Source organism: Roseateles sp. P5_E8, from assembly GCF_054177665.1.
This window is the reverse complement of record NZ_JBGCUM010000005.1, coordinates 40,473-60,810: the sequence shown is the minus strand read 5'-3', so window position 1 is coordinate 60,810 and position 20,338 is coordinate 40,473. Positions and strand designations below refer to the sequence as shown.

1 protein-coding gene (running past one end of the window) is annotated in these 20,338 nt (G+C 68.8%); it reads right to left on the bottom strand.

The features are described from left to right. Positions 1-20,338, bottom strand: the 5' portion of a protein-coding gene (locus tag ACXRVZ_RS04425) for a calcium-binding protein (RefSeq protein ID WP_458232204.1). The gene continues 16,538 nt to the left of window position 1, outside the view; 20,338 of the gene's 36,876 nt are visible here — the first part of the coding sequence; it begins with the start codon at positions 20,336-20,338; its stop codon lies off the left edge, out of view.

Sequence of the window (20,338 nt, the reverse complement as noted above, 5' to 3'; positions counted from 1 at the left end):
TGGCGAGCTGCGTCAGCGGCAGCGGCACGAGGGCGCCGTCGGCGACGCTGGCGGAGACGACCTTGGGCGCCTTGATGGGCGCGAGCTCGTCGATGCGGTTGGTCTGCGCGACAAGCACGCGGCCGTCGGCCGTCGCGACGATGCTCTCGCCGCGCGTGCCGCCTTCGGCGAGCTTCAGGCTGCGACGGCTGGACAGCTCGATGGCCCAGACCGCGCTGGTGTGCGCAACGGCCGTGCTGCCGTCAGCCGCGACGGGGCGCTGTGCCGTGTTGCTGCTGGCCAGCAGCAGGCCGGCGAGGCCGGTGCCGGCCTTGCCGAAAGTGATGCTGTCGACCAGGCCGGGCAGGCGGTACTCCAGCTCGGCGCGGCCGACGGTGCGGCCGCTCATGGGGAAGCTGACGATGTCGGTCGTCGCCTCGGGCAGCGCGCCCTTGACGTCGCTGCCGGTCCAGCGCACGGCCCACAGGCGGTTGTCGGGGCCGAAGGCGAGGTCGCCGACGCGGGTGTTGCTGAAGTGCTTCCAGGCCTGGGCGGCGCTGGTGGCCTTGGGGTCGAAGATCTCTACGCCGTTGCCGCTGGCCACAAAGATGAGGCCGGTGCCGGGCTGGATGGCCAGCGCATGCGTCAGCGGCTCGCCGGCGGGGGCGCGGGTGCGGCTGATGACGGCGCCACTGCCGCTGTCGATCATCAGCAGCTCGGAGCCGGTCATGACCCAGAGGTTGCCGACGGCGTCCAGCGCCATGTCGAGGATGGCGGCCTCGGTCGTGAACAGCGGCTGCACGGAGCGGCCGCCCTCCTTGCCGAAATGGAAGACCTGGTTGCGTTCGGACCCGGCGCTGGCCAGCACGGAACCGTCGGCCAGTTCGGCCATGGCGAGCGCGCCGATGGCGCCCTGGCTGGCGCCAAAGCCGCTGGCGAAGCCGCGCAGTTGCAGCGGTGCGAGCACCGATTGCAGGTCGGCACCCAGGCCGCCGAGGGCCGGCGTGATGACGAAGCCGGGCAGCCGCTGTGCGGCCTGCGCGAACAGGTCGCTGGGGCTGTAGTTGCGGTCGGGCGCGGCGGCCGGCAGTTCGCCGGTCTGGTCCAGCGTGTCGGTCACGCCCAGGCCCTGCTGGGCCTCGGTGCGGCTGCCGTCGTCGGGCAGCACGGCGTTGCTGATGCTGGCGGCCTCGCGGTTGCCGGCGTTGTCGGTGGCGACGGCCAGGAACTCGTAATGCTTGCCGGCCTGGCCCGCGAAGATGGCGGTGCTCTCGGCACCGGCCACCTGCTTCTGCCAGATCCTGAAGTCGCCGCCGTCCTCGGCGACGTAGACGGTCACGTGCTTGACGCCGGCCGCGTCGTCGACGGCCTTCCAGTTCAGCTTGTAGGTGGGCTGGCCGCTGGCGTTGTTGCCGTTGCTGGTCACGGTCAACGTCGTGACCGGCGCATCGGCGTCCAGCGTGTGGCTGATGGACGAGCTGACGATGGGCGGCGTGGCGTCGAAGAACACACGCGCCGAGGCGCTGATGTTGGCGCCGCTCTGCGCGGTGTCGCTCGCACTGATGGTGTAGCTCGCGAAACCACCGGTGGCCTTGCCGTTCGCGTCCGGCGGCAGCAGGCCGCGGGCCGGGTCGTGCAGCACCTCGCCGGTGTCGGGGTCGATGGCCTGTAGCAGCCAGGTCGCCACGCGGGCCTCGGCGTCGATGCCGGCGCTGACGCGCAGCACATAGCCCTTGCCCGGCGCACCGGTGAAGTCGAAGTCGCCCTGGAAGACGGCCTGACCGGTGGGGATGTGGATGTTGATGTCGCCGATCTTCAGGTCGCCCAGGCGCAGGCTGCGCGAGTCGAGGTCGGGGTCGATGGCCGTCACGAGACGGATTTCTCCCACGGCGGCGCTGGTCGGGTTGTTGAACGACAGCGTGTAGGGCAGCGCGTAGTCGGTCGGGATGTAGGTCGAGCCGTTGGCGGCGGGCAGGGCCTGCGGGCCGCGCACGCTGATGGCGGCGCCAGCGTTGGCCTGGGCCTGCGCGGCCTGCTGCAGGTAGCTGGTGAGGTTCAGCGCCTGCGGGCCGACCGGGCGGAACTCGGCATCCAGCACGCCGATGTGGCGCAGGTACTCCAGCTCGGCGCGGTTGCCGGCGAAGACGTCGAAGCTGATGAAGTGCGTGGACTGGCCGGCGTGCTGGTCGTAGTCGGCCGCATTGGGCGCCACAGGCACGGGGATCTCGACGGTGCCGCCGTCCTCGACCTCGCGGACTTCCACATAGTCGACCGGCGCGTGCGCGGCGTTGCGGTCGCCGGCGTACTTGGCCGTGTCGCCGTACCACTGCTGCACCTTGGCGAAGAAGCCGAGCAGGTCGTTCTGCGTGCGGTAGCTGTCACCGGCCTTGGACATCAGGATGCCGGTGGCCAGCGTGGCGTTCAGGCTCAGCACCAGCTCGTCGCTGCGGATGGCCGGGGCGGTGCCCTCGGCACGCAGCAGGCCGGCGGCTTCCAACGCGCCGAGCCAGCCCTTGACCCATTGCGCCTCGTCTGCCGCCAGCACCGCCAGCGTGTTGGGTGCGGTGGCATCGGCCAGGATGGCCGCGCGCAGCGCCTTGGCGTGGCGGGTCTGGTCGGCGATGAACTCGTCGCGCGTCAGCGTGGTCACGCTGGCCAGCGTGTCGAAGCGGAAGGGCATGGCGACGGCCTCTTCCTTGGTGATGTGGACTTCAGGGTCGGTGGAGAGGAACTTGGCGGTCAGCCCCGGGGAGATGCGGTTCAGGCCGCTAACGCCTTCATCGAGCAGGCCGGCGGCCTTCCAGTCCGGACGGATGGCGTAGAGCTTGTCGCGCAGGCCTTCGAAGTCGTAGTTGATCCACTCTTGCAAGCCCGGGTAGGTCTGGACCTTGAAGGTGGCGCCGGCAAAGCCGTTGGAGGCGAGGTCGAAGGCATAGCCCGGCGCCAGGTTCCAGCCGTTCGTGTTGGTCATGCCGTCCAGCGCGGCCCAGGGCACGTCGGCGCGCACGCCGGTGGTGGGCGTGGTGCCATAGGCCTGGTTGTTGCCGTCGCCGGCCGCAATGGCGCCATCCGGCATGCCGCCCACGTTGGAGCCGAACACGACATAGGGCAGGGCCAGGCCTTCCAGCACGTTGGCGCTGTTGCCCATGTCCGTCGCGCCGACGTCGAAGCGCACATAAGGCGTATCGACGTTGGTCAGGCTTTGCAGGCTGACGCTGTAGGTGGCCGAGTCGCCGGGCTCGATGTTGCGCGGGCCGCCGACGCCGATGGCCGCGTCCACCTCGATCATGCGTTCGACCAGGTAGCGGTAGGGCTCGACGACGCGCGAGCCGTCGGGGTTGGTGACCATGACGTCGTAGATGCCCAGCGGCACATGGCGCAGGTCGAAGACGGCACGGATGTGGGTCGCGTCCAGCACCTGCCAGCGCTCGGGTTCGATCTCGAACTCACCCGGGCGGGCCAGCTTGACCAGCGCGCCCGCCGCGAAGCGGGCACCTTCAATGTCCATCGTCACCCAGCGGTGGTCGTCGTCGCCGACGCCGCCCTGGTCGGGCGTGACCTTGGTGATGGACAGCGGCAGCAGGTCGGCGCGCAGCGTCACCGGCGTGGCGTTGCCGCCCTGGCGGGAGCGCACGAGGATGTAGTAGTCGCCGGCCTTGGTGGTGGGCACCAGCAGCGTCTGGTCGGGCGAGACCGGGTTGCTGTAGGCCACGTCGAAGGCGCTGCCGGTGGGCACGTCGTTCCAGCGCACATAGACCTCGTTGGCGCCGGTGGCGGCCGTCGAGTCGAGCAGCACGCGCAGCGTCTCGCCAGCGCCGACGCTGACCTTGTAGACCTGCGTCTGACCGTTGGACAGCGTGGTGGACAGCGTCTGCGCCACGGTCAGCACCGGCACGGTGACGTTCAGCGTCGCGCCCGAGGCGGCACGGTTATTGGCCTCGCCGGGCGGCAGGTTCAGCCCGGTGTCGGTGTAGGTGATGCGGCCTTCAAAGACCTCGTTGTAGAGGTCGGGCCGCACGATGACGCGCCAGCCACCGTCCTTCAGTGCCGGCAGCTTGGCCGTCAGCTTGGCGGTGTACGTGCCGTTCTCACCGAGGTCGCCGACATGGGCGACCTTGCCGATCTGGATGTCGTTCAGGTCCCAGGCGTTGTCGGCGGACAGGTAGAGCGCATCGGTCCAGCGGCCATAGGCCGGGTTGATGGACGTGTTCTGGATCGTGAAGGTGATCTCGACCTCGTCACCCACCTTGGCGCTGGGCGGCACGATGACGTTGGTGACGACCAGATCCGCCGGCGGCGGCGTCTCGATGCGCATGGGCTGCACCGCCGCCCCGTTGTTGTTGTCGTCCTTGCCGAACTCCAGCACCTGGCCGGTCTCGCCACTGCCCCAGATGCGGGCCGGGTCGGTCACGACGAAGACGTAGTAGGGCCCTTCAAGGTCGCGCGGCGCGGTGTAGGTCAGGCTGCCCGTGTAGCTGCCGCCAGCGGCCAGGCCGCCGCCATGCTGCACATAGCCGAGGTAGCGGTCCTTGTTCAGGTCCAGAAAACGGTCCTTGGACAGGTAGACCATGTCGTACCAGTTGCCCTGGTCCGTCGGCGTCTTGCCGCCGAGGTTGTCGACCTTGTAGGCGACCGTGAAGTTCTGGCCGGCGATGACGGCGTCGGGCGCGGTGACGCTGGTGACCTGCAGGTCGGGCGGCGCGGCCAGCGTGATTGGCAGCGCGATCTGCGCGGTGTTGTTAGCCTCGTCCTTGAACTCCAGCACGCTGTTGGCGCCGCTCTCGGCGATGACCAGCAGGCCGCTGCGGATGGTGCTCGGCACCTGCGCGTAGAAGTCCTTGAAGACGCCGGTGTCGGCCTTGACGATGAGCTTGAAGTCGCCGCTGATGGACGTCGGGATCGCGAACGTGGCCGTCTGCGTGTAGCTCTCACCGGGCTTCAGGAAGCGCGGCTTGCCCACTGCGTCGGTCAGGTAGACCTGGCGGGCGCGCAGCAGCGTCTCGGCATAAGTGCTGCGGTCGACGAGGGGGTAGTCGCTCGGGTCCAGCGTCGCGTCGCGCGACAGGTAGACGCCGTCGAACCAGCCCGCCACGCGGGTGTCGCGCGTGCCGCGGTTGGTGACCGTCCAGGTCGCCGTGATGGTGTCGCCCGAGCCCGGGTTGGGGTTGTCGACCGTGATCGTGTCGATCTGCAGATCGGGCTCGCGATAGATGATGTCCAGCGTGCCCTGACCGAGGTTGTTGTCGCGCCGGGCGCCCTCGAAGACCGAGGTGGTGTAGTAGATGTCGCGGGTGTAGGCGTTGAAGTCGCTGTGCGGCGTGGTCGGCGCGAGGATCTCGTCCTGCGACTGGTAGCGCGGGTCGGCGCTTTCACCGCGCCCGATCTCGGGGGCCAGCGACTCGGGGTAGTGCTTGCCGTCCGCCATCACGTAGATGTAGTACTTGCCGTCGGTGCCCGGCGGCAGCGTGACGACGGCGCTGGCGGTGTAGCTCTCGCCGGCACCCAACGTCGTCGTGTTGCTGTGCACGACCGAGCCGATCTGCGTGGCGCGTGACGGGATGAAGGTCGGGTCCGGGCTGACCCAGATGTGGTCCAGCCAACCCTTGGTGCCGCTCCAGACGGCGGCGCCGAAGTTCTGCACCGTCCAGGTGACGGTGGTGTCCTCGCCGGAGTAGTTGGTCGGCAGCGTGGTGACGTTGGTGACGCGCAGGTCGGCCGGCGCGTTGGTCACGTTGGACGCGGCGCGGTTGACGTTGTTGTCCTCCGCGACCTCGGTCACGTCGTTGCGGCCGGTGTAGCCGTAGTTGGCATCGGTCTGCACGACCAGGTAGGCGCCGCTGACCGAGGGGCCGAGGTCGACCGTCTGGCTGACGCTGTAGGACTCGCCGTTGCCCAGCGCGCGCTGCTGCTTGAACTCGCCGAGCAGCCAGTAGACCTTGGCCTGCGTCGGATCGGGGTTGTCCATCAGCCAGACCTTGTCGGTCCAGGCGCCTTCGAAGGCGTCGGCGCGGTTCTTCACCGTGTAGCTGAAGGTGTAGCTGCCGGCGGCGGCCGCAGTGGTGGGTGCGATGACGCTGGTGACCTGCAGGTCGGGCGGCGTGATGCCCAGCACCTTCATCGGGCCGATGCCGTCCGCATCGCGGGACTTGTAGTTGTTGTTGTCGATCTGGGTCGGATCGTCGGGGTTGATGTTGCTGGAGAGCGTGTCCTCCAGCATCGCGTCGTAGGTGTCGCTCCAGACAGTGACGTAGTAGCGCGCCGACTGGATGTTGTCGGGGATCTGCACGTTGACCAGGCCGAGGTAGTCCTCGCCGATGGCCAGATGGCCGGTGTGCGTGACCTGGCCGATCTTGATGTCGCCCTTGCCCGGGTTGGGGCGGGTCTTGTCGACGGTCAGCCAGATGGTGTCGGTCCAGCTGTTGGTCGTCGCGGCGTCGCCGCGCGTCGTGGCCGAGCCCTTGTTCGTGACCTTGTAGCGCACCTCGATGTTGGCGCCGTGCACGGCCTGGTCGGGCGCGACGACGTCGCTGGTGACGAGGTCGGCGAACGGGATGGGATCGATGTGGATGCGCTCGGCACGCGTGTTGTTGCTGTCGCTGGGGTACTCGTCGATGCGGTTGCCGCCGTCGGCCGCGACGATGATGTAGACGTCGCCGCGGTAGCGGATGGGGATGTCGACGCCGTTGACGGTGGTCGTGTAGGGTTCGCCGCCCGGGCTCAGGGCCGAGCCGCTGTCGACGCGCGCCAGCAGCACGTCGTCGCCGCTGACGATGCCGTCCAGCGACAGGTAGACGTAGTCCTGCCACTGGCCCGAGGTGGCCTCAGGGCCGAAGTTGCCGACCGTGAACTTCAGGCCCAGGCTGGTGCCGGCCGTCACGCTGGCGGGCAGGTCGATGTCGGTGACGCGCAGGTCGGGTCTGTCGTTCAGGCTGACGACGATGGCGTCGGTGTCTGTCGTCGTGTTGTTGCTGCGGGCGTCGCCGTACTCGTAGACCTGCGGGCTGCCGCCGCTGCCGACCAGGCTGTTGGTGACGACGCGCAGGCGGTAGCCGCCTTCGATCTTGCTGGGCAGGCGGACCTGCTCGGTGCGCGCGTAGTTCTTGCCGGCGTCCAGGCCGCGGTCGTAGACGAAGTTGCCCAGCACGACGGTGGAGCCGTTGGGCGCCAGCAGCAGCACGGTGTCCTGCCACTGGCCGGCGGCGCGGGCGAGGCCTTGGTTCAGCACCGTCCAGCTGACGTCGACGAGGGCGCCTTCCTGCGCGGTGGCCGGCGCGTCCAGGCTCTCAACGATGAGGTCGGGTGAGTCGCTCAGCGTGACAGGCACGGCCAGCGAGTGGCCGGTGTTGTTGTCGCCGTAGATGAACTCGTAGGGGCCGCTGGTGGAGACGTTCAGGAACCAGTCGCCCGAGATGCCCTCGGGCAGGCGCACATTGATGCTGCGGTTGTAGGTGTCGCCCACGGCCATCTGGCCGAGGTGGCCGGCGTTGCCGAGATTGAAGGTCTGGCCGCTGCCGTCGGCGTTCTTGCTCAGCCAGACGCTGTCGCTCCAGCTCGTCGTATTGGTGATGCCGATGCCGCGGTTGGCGACGGTCCATTGCACCGTCAGGTCACGGCCGCTGTAGGCGGTGCTGGGCGTGCTGACGGCCTCGACGCGCATGTCCGCGTAGGCGATGGGCATCACGTCGGTGGCGTGGCCGGCGTCCTTGGTGTTGTTGGTCTCGCTGCCGTTTTCCCAGACGGCGCCGGTGGCATCCGACTTCACGAAGATGGTGCCGTGGCGGCTGAAGGCGGGGCCGAAGGCGTAGTTCAGATGCCCGTCGTAGCTGGCGCCCGAGGCCAGCGCGCCGTCGTGCTGGACGTTGGCCAGCACGATGTCGTCGCCGTCGCCGAGGATGGCGTTGGTGCTGTAGATGACGCGGTCGGTCCAGCTCGTCGCGCGGCCGGCGCCGGGGCCTTCGTTCTTGACGGTCCACTCCACGGTGATGCTGGCCGGGTCGTCGATGACCTGCGTGGGCGCGCTGACGCTGAGCACGGCCAGGTCGGCATAGGCGTCCTGGGCCACGTTGATGGCCAGGCTGTCCTGGTTGTTGCCCTCGTTCGTGGACTCGTTGTTGGCGGCGCCGGTGTCGGTCACGACGATGAGGCGCCATGAGCCCGACAGGTCGACCGGCAGCGTGAAGCTCCAGCTACCGTTGCTGCTGGCGCCTGCGGCCAGGCTGTCGATGAGCGGGCGCTCGCCAAGCAAGGTGTCGCCGGCGTCGATGCTGCCGTCCTTGGACAGGTAGACCTTCTCGCGGATGTTGGCGGCCGGCGCGCTGCCGATGTTGCGGGTGACCCAGTTCAGCGTGATGGCTTCGCCGCCCTTCAGCAGGCCGGTGGTGGCCAGGCTGCCGACGACGAGGTCGGGCGCGATGACGGCGATGGCGACCGGGGTGACGTTGTCGGCCTCGTTGGATTCGACGACGTAGTTGCCCTTGTCGGCCGCGATCTCCAGGCGCCAGTTGCCCGGCGGGATGGCGGGCACGGCGAGGTTCAAGTTCTGCACCAGCGTGCCGCCGGCGCCCAGGGTCTGGAAGGCCCAGGTGCTGGTGAGCACCTGCGTGGGCGCGAGGCCCAGCGTGTCGACGAGGCGGATCTCCTCACCGAAGAAGCCGCTGACGGCATCGTTGCCGGCGTTGCGCACCGTGTAGCTGAGCTGCACGGTCTGGCCGACGCGCCAGTTCGCGGGCACGCTGACGCCTTCGACCAACAGGTTGGGCTTGGGCTCGGCCTTGACCAAGGTCGCGTCGGTGGCAACGACGACGTTGTTGTCGGTGCGGCCCAGTTCATAGACCGCTGTGAAGGCGTCCGTCTTGACGATGAAGTAGCGCTGGCCGGCCGCGTCGCGCGGCACGGTGAAGTCCAGGCCGGCGGCGTAGCTGTCGTCCTTGGCCAGCGTGCCCACGCGGGTGACGGACCCGAGCAGCGTGGACTGCGCCGTCAGGGTGGGCGTGCTGCTGAGGTAGACCTGGTCGACCCAGCGGTTCACGTCGGTGCCGACGGTGCCCGAATTGCGGACGGACCACTCCACGCGCGCACTGCGGCCCGCAAAGACTTCGGCCGGCACGAGGGTCAGCGTCGGCACGAGGTCGGCGTAGGTCTGCGTGATGGTGATCGCCGCCGAGAGCTTGGCGTTGTCGGCGCGCGTGTCGGGCTCGTTGACCTTGGCGGTCGCGTCGCTGATGACGGCGATGCGGTAGGCGCCGTCGATGCGCGAGGGGATGCGCACGGTGGCGGTCTGGCTGTAGTCGCTGCCGGCCGCCAGGGCGCTGCCGCGCGGGATCTCGGCGAGCACCACGTCATCGCCGTTGCCGACGATGCTGTCGCGGCTCAGCACGATGCGGTCGACCCAGCCACCCGTCGCGGTGGCAGCGGCGCCGCCGTTGTTCTTGACGGTCCAGGCGACGCTGATGTCGGTGCCCGAGCTGGCGCTGGCGGGCACGTCGACCGCCGTGACGGCGAGGTCGGCATAGGTGCGCAGCGCGGCTGTGAAGCTCCAGGCCGCGTCGTTGTTGCTCTCGGCCGTGCCGTCGGCATTGGCCTCGAACAGGATGCCCGCGCCGGTGCTGCTGCGGTCGACGCTGACGGTCACGTCGAAGGTGCCGGCGCCCTTCAGGCCTTGCGGCAGCGCGAAGCCATAGCTGCGCTGGCGCACCTCGCCCGCAGCCAGCGGCAGGCTTGCTGCGCCGGTGAAGCTGACGAGGGTGTCCACGAGGATGGGCCCGGCGCTGCCGTCGGCGTTGCGCTGGCGGATGACGACGCGGTCCTGGTGCGTCAGGTTGGTGGCGACATGGCCCTGGTTGACGTCCTCCCAGCGCAGCGTCAGCACGTCACCGGACGTGGGTGTGCCCGAGTCCAGGCTGAGGTTGCGGGCGATCAGGTCGCTGCCGACGTTGACGTTGCGTTCCAGCTGGTTGTCGTTCTCCAGCGTGCCGGTGCTGTTGAACTCGGCGATCTCGTTGCCGGCGTCGACGATGACGCGCAGGCGGATGGCGCCGGCCGCGTTGGCGCCGCCGGGCCAGTTGAACGTGGCCGTACGGTTGACGCTGGCGCCGGGTGCGGCTTCAGCCGGCGTGCCGGTGCGCGTGACGCTGGCGATGACGACGCCGGTGGTCTGGTTCAGCACCTCGACGCGCTCGGTCCAGTTGCGGCCCGGCGGGACGGTGCCGGCGTTGCTGGTCGTCCAGCCGACGGTGACGGCGTCGCCGTTCTGCCAGTCGCCTGCGGGCGTGATGCTGAGGTTGCTGGCCGCCAGGTTGACGTAGTTGACGTACTCGGCCAGCGTGCTCGTGAAGGCGATCTGGCCGCGGTTGTTGGTCTCGGTAACGCCGCCTTCCTTCTGCGTGTTGCCGAAGTCGCTTTCGATGACGGCCAGCAGGCTGCCGGCGCCGGTCGGGCCGTCGGGCAGCTTGAGCGTGGCGGTGCGGGTGACAAAGGCGCCGGACGCGAGCGCACCCGATGTGGCCTCGACATAGGGCAGGAAGAACTCGGCCAGCACGTCGCCGCCGGCGGTGCGCAGCGTGACGCGGTCGGCAAAGTCGCCGATGGTGGCGGTGGGGCCCTGGTTGCGCGTCGTCCAGGTGACGGTGACCAGGCCGCCGGACAGGAACTGGCTGGCGCCGCCGGCCGGTGCGACCGACACACCCTGCACGACGAGGTCCATGCCGACGGCCTTGCCGACCTCGGCGACGAGGGCGTTCAGGTCCCAGGTCGTGCCGTCGTCGAACCTGACCTGCTGCAGCGGGTTGTAGCCGTTCTTCGGGTCGTTGCCGTAGAAGAAGTAGGAGACGGTGACCTTGTCGTCGCTGTTGGCCAGGCTGAGGCTGATGGCCGTGTACTGGGCCGTGCGGTAGTCGAAGACGCGGCGCACGATGACGTCCGCCGCAGCGATGCCGGCCTTGAACTGCAGCGTGTTGACCTTGCTGGTGTTGTGCGGGCTCTCCAGCAGCGTGTCCTGCCCATCACCGCGACCGAACAAATAGGTGTTGTTGCCGTTGCCGGGGTTGAGGGTGTCGTTGCCGGTGCCGCCGTCGAAGACGTCATTGCCGTCCTCACCGGTGAGGCTGTCGTCGCCCGCGCCGCCGTTGACGGCGTCGTTGCCCGAGCGCGCGCTGATGCTGTCGTTGCCGGCGCCGCCGTCCAGCGTTTCCGACGCGATGGTGCCGATGATGGTGTCGTTGGCCGGCGTGCCGGCCAGGGTGCGCGCGACGATGTCGGCCAGCGTCCAGACGGTGCCGTCGGCGAACTGGATCTTCTGCAGCGGGTTGTAGCCGCGGTTGGGGTCGTCGCTCTCGAAGAAGGCGTTGACGATGAGCTTGTCGCCGCCGTTGCCGTAGGCCACTTCCAGCGCGCGGTAAGTGCGGGCGCCCTCTTCCAGCGCGCGGCTGAGCTTCACGTCAGCCGGCGCGATGCCGGCCTTGAACAGCAGCGTGTTGGTCTTGCTGGTGTCGTAGTCGGTGTAGGCCAGCGTGTCGACGCCGTCGCCCAGGCCCAGCAGGATGGTGTTGCTGCCGTTGCCGAGGCTGAAGTAGTCGTTGCCGGTGCCGCCGTCCAGCGTGTCGGCACCGTCGCCGCCGTAGAGCAGGTCGTCGCCGTCGCCGCCTTCCAGCGTGTCGTTGCCGGTCTCGCCGGACAGGGTGTCGATGCCGGTGCCGCCGCGCAGCGTGTCGTTGCCGCTGCGGCCGGCAAGGGTGTCGCCGCCGGCGCCGCCGTCCAGCGTCTCGCCCGTGACCGTGCCGGTGAGGTAGTCGGCGCCATCCGTGCCGGCGTTCACGCGCGCAACGATGTCGGCCAGGCTCCAGACGGTGCCGTCGGCGAACTCGATGCGTTGCAGCGGGTTGTAGCCGCGGTTGGGGTCGTCACTCTCGAAGAAGGCGTTGACGATGAGGCGGTCGCCGCCGGCACCGTAGGCCACTTCAAGCGCGCGATAGACGCGGGCACCCTCTTCCAGAACACGGCTGAGCTTGACGTCGGCGGGCGCGATGCCGACCTTGAACAGCAAAGTGTTGGTCTTGCTGGTGTCGTAGTCGGTGTAGGCCAGCGTGTCGCTGCCGTCGCCCAGGCCCAGCGTGATGATGTTGTTGCCGGTGCCGACGCTGAAGTAGTCGTTGCCGGTGCCGCCGTCCAGCGTGTCGTTGCCGGTGCCGCCGTAGAGCAGGTCGTCACCGCCGCCGCCCTTGAGCGTGTCGTTGCCGGCGCCGCCGCTGAGGGTGTCGTTGCCGTCACCGCCGTCGATGGTCTCGGCCCAGGCGGTACCGCTGATCGTGTCGGCGCCAGCGGTGCTGGCCAGCACCATGGCCTGGATGTCGGTGATGCTCCAGACGGTGCCGTCGGCAAACTGGATCTTCTGCAGCGGGTTGTAGCCGCGGTTGGGGTCTTCGTTCTCGAAGAAGGCGTTGACGATGAGCTTGTCGCCGCCAGCACCGTAGGCCACTTCCAGCGCGCGGTAGCTGCGCGCGGCCTCTTCCAGCACGCGGCTGAGCTTGACGTCAGAGGGCGCGATGCCGGCCTTGAACAGCAGCGTGTTGGTCTTGCTGGTGTCGTAGTCGGTGTAGGCCAGCGTGTCGACGCCGTCGCCCAGGCCCAGCGTGATGGTGTTGTTGCCGGCGCCGACGCTGAAGTAGTCGTTGCCGGTGCCGCCGTCCAGCGTGTCGTTGCCGATCTCGCCGTAGAGCAGGTCGTCGCCCGCGCCGCCAAGAAGCGTGTCGTTGCCGCCGCGCGCACTGAGGTTGTCGTTGCCGTCGCCGCCGTCCAGCGTCTCGCCGAGGGTGGAGCCGGTCAGCGAGTCGTCGCCCACCGTGGGCAGGTTCATGCGGGCGAAGATCTGGCTGGCCGTCCAGATCGTGCCGTCGTCGAACTGCAGCTGCTGGACCGGGTTGTAGGCGGTGGTGGGGTTGTCGCTTTCCAGGAAGTAGTTGATGACCAGCTTGTCGGCCGTGCCCTGGATGCCGATCTGCAGGGCGCTGTAGCGGTTGGTCTGGCTGTCGACGAGGCGCTTGAGGACGAGGTCGGTCGTCAGGATGCCCGGCCCTAGGCGCACGACGTTGAGCCGGCTGCCGTTGGTGTCGCCGCTGTAGAGGATGGTGTCGACACCGTCACCGCGGTTGAACAGATAGGTGTTGTTGCCGGTGCCGCCGGCCAGGAAGTCGGTGCCGCCGCCGCCGGCGATCGTGTCGTTGCCGGCCAGGCCGTTGATGGTTTCGTTGGCGGCCGTGCCGGTCAGCGTGTCGGCCAGGTTGGTGCCGTTGATGGTCGTCGTCGCGGGCGGCGTCTCGATGCGCGCCGCGATGGCGGCCAGGTCCCAGGCCGTGCCATCGTCGAAGCGCAGCTGCTGGACGGGGTTGTAGACGCTGGCGCTGGTGCCGCCCTGGTAGAAGTAGTTGACGATCAGGCGGTCGTCGCTGCCGACGAGAGTGATCTCCAGCGATTCGTTGGCGCCGCCCTGGGTGCCGGTCACGCGGCGCAGCACGACATCGGCCGTCGTGATGCCGGCGCGGAACTGCACGGTGTTGAGCTTGCCCGCGGCCGCGTCGTACTGGGAGACGATGAGGTCCAGCCCGTCACCGCGGCCAAACAGATAGGTGTTGTTGCCGTAGCTGCCGTCCAGCGTGTCGTTGCCGGCGCCGCCGTCCAGCGTGTCGTTGCCGTTGCCGCCGTACAGCGCATCGGCGCCGTCGCCGCCGAGCAGTGTGTCGTTGCCGTCCAGGCCCTCGAGGCTGTCGTTGCCGCGTCCGCCGGTCAGCGTCTCGCCACCGGTGGTGCCGCGCAGCACGTCGTCGCCCGCCGTGCCCTGGCCCAGCGCCGCCAGGATGGCACCGATGTTCCAGATCGTGCCGTCGTCGAAGCGGATCTGCTGGACGGGGTTGTAGACGCTGGCCGGGTTGTCGCCCTGGAAGAAGTAGTTGATCAGCAGCCGGTCGGTCGTGCCGGCAATGACCAGTTCGATGCATTCGTTGCCATTGCCCTGGGTGCCGCCCACGCGGCGCAGCAGCACGTCACTGACCGCCACACCGGCCTTGAGCTGCACGGTGTTGAGCTTGCCGGCCGCCGCGTCGTATTGCGAGACGATGGTGTCCTGGCCGTCACCACGACCGAACAGATAGGTGTTGTTGCCGTAGCTGGCGTCCAGGTAGTCGTTGCCGGCGCCGCCGTCCAGCGTGTCGTTGCCGTTGCCGCCGTAGAGCGCGTCGTTGCCGTCGCCGCCGACCAGCGTGTCGTTGCCGTCAAGGCCTTCGAGACTGTCGTTGCCGCGCCCGCCGGTCAGCGTCTCGCCGCCGGTGGTGCCGCGCAGCACGTCGTCGCCCGCCGTGCCCTGGCCCAGCGCCGCCAGGATGGCGGCGATGTTCCAGGTCGTGCCGTCGTCGAAGCGGATCTGCTGGACGGGGTTGTAGACGCTGGCCGGGTTGTCGCCCTGGAAGAAGTAGTTGATCAGCAGCCGGTCCGTCGTGCCGGCAATGACCAATTCGATGCATTCGTTGGCATTGCCCTGCGTGCCGGTCACGCGGCGCACAAGCACGTCGCCCACGGCCACGCCGGCCTTGAACTGCACGGTGTTGAGCTTGCCGGCCGCCGCGTCGTACTGCGAAACGATGGTGTCCTGGCCGTCACCGCGGCCGAACAGGTAGGTGTTGTTGCCGTAGCTGGCGTCGAGATAGTCGTTGCCGGCGCCGCCGTCCAGCGTGTCGTTGCCGTTGCCGCCGTAGAGCGCGTCGTTGCCGTCGCCGCCGATCAGCGTGTCGTTGCCGTCCAGGCCCTCCAGGCTGTCGTTGCCACGGCCGCCGCTCAGCGTCTCGCCGCCAGTAGTGCCGCGCAGCACGTCATCGCCCGACGTGCCCTGGCCCAGGGCCGCCAGGATGGCGGCGATGTTCCAGGTCGTGCCGTCGTCGAAGCGGATCTGCTGGACGGGGTTGTAGACGCTGGCCGGGTTGTCGCCCTGGAAGAAGTAGTTGATCAGCAGCCGGTCGGTCGTGCCGGCAATGACCAGTTCGATGCATTCGTTGCCATTGCCCTGCGTGCCGGTCACGCGGCGCACAAGCACGTCGCCCACCGCCACGCCGGCCTTGAACTGCACGGTGTTGAGCTTGCCCGCCGCCGCGTCGTACTGCGAGACGATGGTGTCCTGGCCGTCACCGCGACCGAAGAGGTAGGTGTTGTTGCCGTAGCTGGCGTCCAGGTAGTCGCTGCCGGCGCCGCCGTCCAGCGTGTCGTTGCCGTTGCCGCCGTAGAGCGCGTCGTTGCCGTCGCCGCCCAGCAGGCGGTCGTTGCCGTCGTAGCCGCTGAGGAGGTCGTCGCCGCGCCCGCCGGTGAGGACGTCGACACCGGTGGTGCCGTGCAGGTTGTCGTTGGCCTCGGTGCCGGCGCTCATCAGCTCCAGCAGGCGGGCGATGTTCCAGACCGTGCCGTCGGCGAAGACGGCCTGCTGCAGCGAGTTGTAGACGTTGGCCGGGTCGTCGCCGTAGAAGAAGTAGTTGGCCGTGATGCGGTCGTTGCTGCCGACGATGGCCAGCTCCAAACCGTTCACGCCGCCGCTCTGGCTCTCGTAGACACGGCGCACCGTCACGTCGCCCGGCAGCACGTCGGCGCGGAACTGCAGGGTGTTGAGCTTGCCGGCTGCAGGGTCGTAGCGGCCGGTGATGCTGTCCTGGCCGTCACCGCGGCCGAAGACGTAGATGTTGTTGCCCGGGCCGCCGTCGAGGCTGTCGTTGCCGGCGCCGCCGACCAGCGTGTCGACGCCGTCCTCGCCGTACAGCGCGTCGTTGCCCTCGTCGCCGTAGATGACGTCGTTGCCGCCGCGGCCGGCCAGCGTGTCGTTGCCGGCGCCGCCGTGCATCTCGTTGGCCACGCTGGTGCCGGCGACGTTGTCATCCCCCGGGGTGCCGGCCAGCAGCGTGGCCAGGATGTAGGCGATGTCCCATTCGGTGCCGTCGTCGAAGCGGACCTTCTGCAGACCGTTGTAGTTGTTCGCCGGGTTGTCGGTGTAGAAGAAGCCGTTGACGGTGACCTTGTCCGTCGTGCCGGCGATGCTCAGCTCCAGCGCGTTGTTGTTGCCGCCGAAGTAGTTGTCGTAGGCCTGCCTGATGACGACATCGGCGGGCGCGACGCCGGCCTTGAACTGCAGCGTATTGACGCGCGTGGTGACGCCACCGTTGTGGTTGTAGTACAGCCGGTCCTGCCCGTCGCCGCGACCGAACAGCAAGGTGTTGCTGCCGGTGCCGGCACTGATCGTGTCGTTGCCGGCGCCGCCTTCCATGAGGTCGTCACCGTCGCCGCCATCCAGGCTGTCGTCGCCCGCGCCGCCATAGATTTGGTCGTTGCCTGCGCCGCCGCTGACCGAATCATTGCCGTCGCCGCCCTGCAGCAGGTCGACGCCGTTGCCACCGCCGACGCTGTCGTTGCCCGTGCCACCGGTGACGGTGTCGTCGCCGTCATCGCCGGAGAGGTTGTCGTTGCCGGGGCCGCCGTCGATGACGTCGTTGCCGGCCGCACCGGCTATTGCGTCGTTGCCCAGGCCGCCGTTGAAGACCTCGTCGGCAATCGTGCCGCGCACGTTGTCGTCACCATCGGTGAAGGTCTGTACCTTGGCCAGCAGCGCCGCGATGTCCCACTCGGTGCCGTCGTCGAAACGCACCTTCTGCAGGCCGTTGTAGCTGTTAGCCGGGTTGTCGGAGTAGAAGAAGGCGTTGACGCTGACCTTGTCGGTGGTGCCGGCGATGCTCAGCTCCAGCGCGTTGTTGTTGCCGCCGAAGTAGTTGTCGTAGGCCTGCCTGACGATCACGTCTGCCGGCAACACGCCGGCCTTGAACTGCAGCGTGTTGATGCGCGCCTGGCCGCCGTTGTGGTTGTAATAGAGCCGGTCCTGGCCGTCGCCGCGGCCGAACAGGAAGGTGTTGCTGCCGGTGCCGGCGTTGAAGCCGTCGTTGCCGGCCCCGCCGTCCAGCGTGTCGTCGCCGTCACCGCCGTCGAGGCTGTCGTCGCCTTCACCGCCCTGCAGCAAGTCCTTGCCGGCACCGCCGCTCAGGCTGTCGTTGCCCGTGCCACCGGTGATCGTGTCTTCGCCGTCTTCGCCCGCCAGGCTGTCATTGCCGGGGCCACCGTCGATGACGTCGTTGCCGCCCGCGCCGGAGATGCTGTCATTGCCCAGGCCGCCGCTGAAGGTCTCGTCGGCGTTGGTGCCGCGCCAGACGTCGTCGCCGTCGGTGCCGACGTAGAGCCGGGCCAGCATGGCCGTGATGTCCCATTCGGTGCCGTCGTCGAAGCGCACCTTCTGCAGGCCGTTGTAGGCGTTGGCCGGGTCGTCGTTGAGGAAGAAGGCGTTGACGCTGACCTTGTCGGTGGTGCCGGCGATGCTCAGCTCCAGCGCGCGGTTGCCGCCGAAGTAGTTGTCGTAGACCTGCCTGACGATCACGTCCGCCGGCAGCACGCCGGCCTTGAACTGCAGCGTGTTGATGCGCGCCTGGCCGCCGTTGTGGTTGTAGTACAGCCGGTCCTGGCCGTCGCCACGGCCGAACAGGAAGGTGTTGCTGCCAGCGCCGGCGTTCAGCGTGTCGTTGCCGGCACCGCCGTCCAGTGTGTCGTCACCGTCGCCGCCGTCCAGGCTGTCGTCGCCCTCGTTGCCGAAGAGCTGGTCGGCGCCGGCCTCGCCCACCAGGCTGTCGTTGCCGGTGCCGCCCGAGATGACGTCGTCGCCCGCAGCGCCATTGAGCGTGTCGTTGCCCGCGCCGCCGTTGAGCATGTCGGCGTCGCTGGTGCCGCGCAGGTTGTCGTCGCCGCTGGTGCCGGCGAACAGCATGTTGACGATGGCCGCCGCATCCCACTCGGTGCCGTCGGCAAAGCGCACACGCTGAGCGCCGTTGTAGGCGTTGGCCGGGTCGTCGTTGAGGAAGAAGGCGTTGACGGTGACCTTGTCGGCCGTGCCGGCGATGCTCAGCTCCAGCGCCCGGTTGCCGCCGAAGTAGTTGTCGTAGGCCTGCCGGATGACGATGTCGCCCGGCGCGATGCCGGCCTTGAAGACGATGACGTTGGTGCGCGACTGGCCGCCGTTGTGGTTGTAGTAGAGGCGGTCCTGGCCATCGCCACGGCCGAACACGAAGATGTTGCTGCCGGCACCGGCGTTCAGCGTGTCATTGCCCGCGCCGCCTTCGAGCGTGTCGTTGCCGTCGCCGCCGTCCAGGCTGTCGTCACCCTCGTTGCCGAAGAGCTGGTCGGCGCCGGCCTCACCGATCAGGCTGTCGTTGCCGATGCCACCCAAGATGACGTCGTCACCTGCAGCACCATTGAGCGTGTCGTTGCCGGCGCCGCCGGTCAGGGTGTCGGCCGCAGCGGTGCCGCGCAGGTTGTCATCGCCGGACGTGCCGGCCAGCAGCATCGTGACGATCTGGTTGGCCGTCCACTCGGTGCCGTCGGCGAAGCGCACCTTCTGGATGCCGGCGTAGGCGTTGGCCGGGTCATCGTTCAGGAAGAACGCATTGATCGTGACCTTGTCGGTCGTGCCGGCAATGCTGAGCTCCAGCGCGCGGTTGCCGCCGAAGTAGTTGTCGTAAGCCTGCTTGACGACGATGTCGCCCGGTGCGACGCCGGCCTTGAACTGAAGTGTGTTGGTGCGAACCTGGCCGCCGTTGTGGTTGTAGTACAGCCGGTCCGAGCCGTCGCCACGGCCGAACAGGAACGTGTTGCTGCCCAGGCCGCCATTGGTGGTGTCGTCGCCGCTGCCGCCGTCGAGGATGTCGTCGCCGTCGCTGCCTTCCAGGGTGTCGTTGCCCGCGCCGCCGTACAGCGTGTCCGTGCCACCGGCGCCGTTCAGGCTGTCGTTGCCGGCCGCGCCGTTCAACAGGTCGGCGCCCGCGCCACCGCTGAAGTTGTCATTGCCTGCCGTGCCCATGCCGAGCAGGAAGAGCAGCTGCGAGATGTCCCAGACCGTGCCGTCGGCGAAGGTGACCTTCTGCAGGCCGTTGAACTCGTTGGCCGGCGTGCCGCCGTACAGGAAGCCGTTGAATGAGATGACGTCGGCGGTGCCGTTGATGGTCAGCGCCAGCGCGACGGTGCCACCGGCCTGGGCGTCGACCGCGCGCGCGACGCTGACGTCGGMGGGCAGCACGCCGCTCTTGAACTGCAGCGTGTTGACCTTGCCAAGGTTGGGGTCCGAATAGGACTGCACCGTCGTCGGGCCGTCGCCGCGGCCGAAGAGGTAGAGGTTGTTGCCGACGCTGGGATAGAGGGTGCTGCCGGCGGAGGGCGAGACGACGGCAACGCTTTCGACGACGACCGACAGGGGCGTGTTGCCGCTGTAGAAGCTGCCGTTGTTGCCCACCACGAAGTCCAGGGTGGCTCCGCTCGCCATTTGCACCGGTGCGAACGAGAACACCGAGGCGTCGCTGGTGCTGGCGAACTGCTGCAGCGGCTGGAACAGATTGCCGTTGAGCACGACGCTGCCGCTCATGGAGCCGCTGTCGCCGGCGAAGAACTGGCCTGTCACCTTGTACAGCCCGTCGGCTGGCGCCGTGAAGCGCAGGATGGCGTAGTCGCCGTTGGCGGCCGGGCCCGGATGCAGGGAGATCTGACCGGGAGCGACACCGTATTGGGCGGCGCCGCCGGTGTTCTTCCACGCAGCAGGCGTGCCCGAGGGGACGTAGCCGGACTTGTTCCAGGCCGAGCCCGAGGTCACGTCGAAGGGCGTCAGGGCATAGGCGGCGCCGCCCACCGGGGAATAGCCATAGCGCCACACGCCGGCGGGATTGCTCGAGGTGCTGAACTCCGCAGTGGCGTTGTACGTGGCCCCAATGTCAGCCGCATCGGCCGCGTTCGCGCCCGCTGCCAGCGCCCGGCGCTGCGGGCCGGTCTCGATGAGGTCGGGCAGCTCGTCGGCGCTCCAGCGCGTGCCGTCGGCAAAGGCGACGGCCTGCACCGGATTGGCGGCGGTGAAGAAGCCGCGGATCTGCACGCGGTCGGCCGTGCCGCGCAGCGCCAGTTCCAGCGCGTCGGCCTGGCCGCTGGCGTCGTCCATGACGCGGCGCACCGCCACGTCGCTCGGCGCGATGCCGGCGCCCAACTGCAGCAGGCCGCTAGCGTCGTCGCCCGCCGCGCGCGCATCCACCCAGGCCGCGCCCTCGCCGCGCTCGAAGCCGTAGACCTTGGGCGCCGTCGCCTCGCTCTGGCTGGCCAGCAGGTGCACGGCCGGCAGCGCGTCCGCCGACAGCAGCAGCTTGGGCTCCAGCGTCTCGATCTTCCAGGGCTCGCTGCGGGGGGCCTCAACGCGTGCGGATGCGTTCTTGGAGGCGCGGCGCAGAGCGGCCGCAGCGCGAGCGCGCAGGGACTTGATCGACAT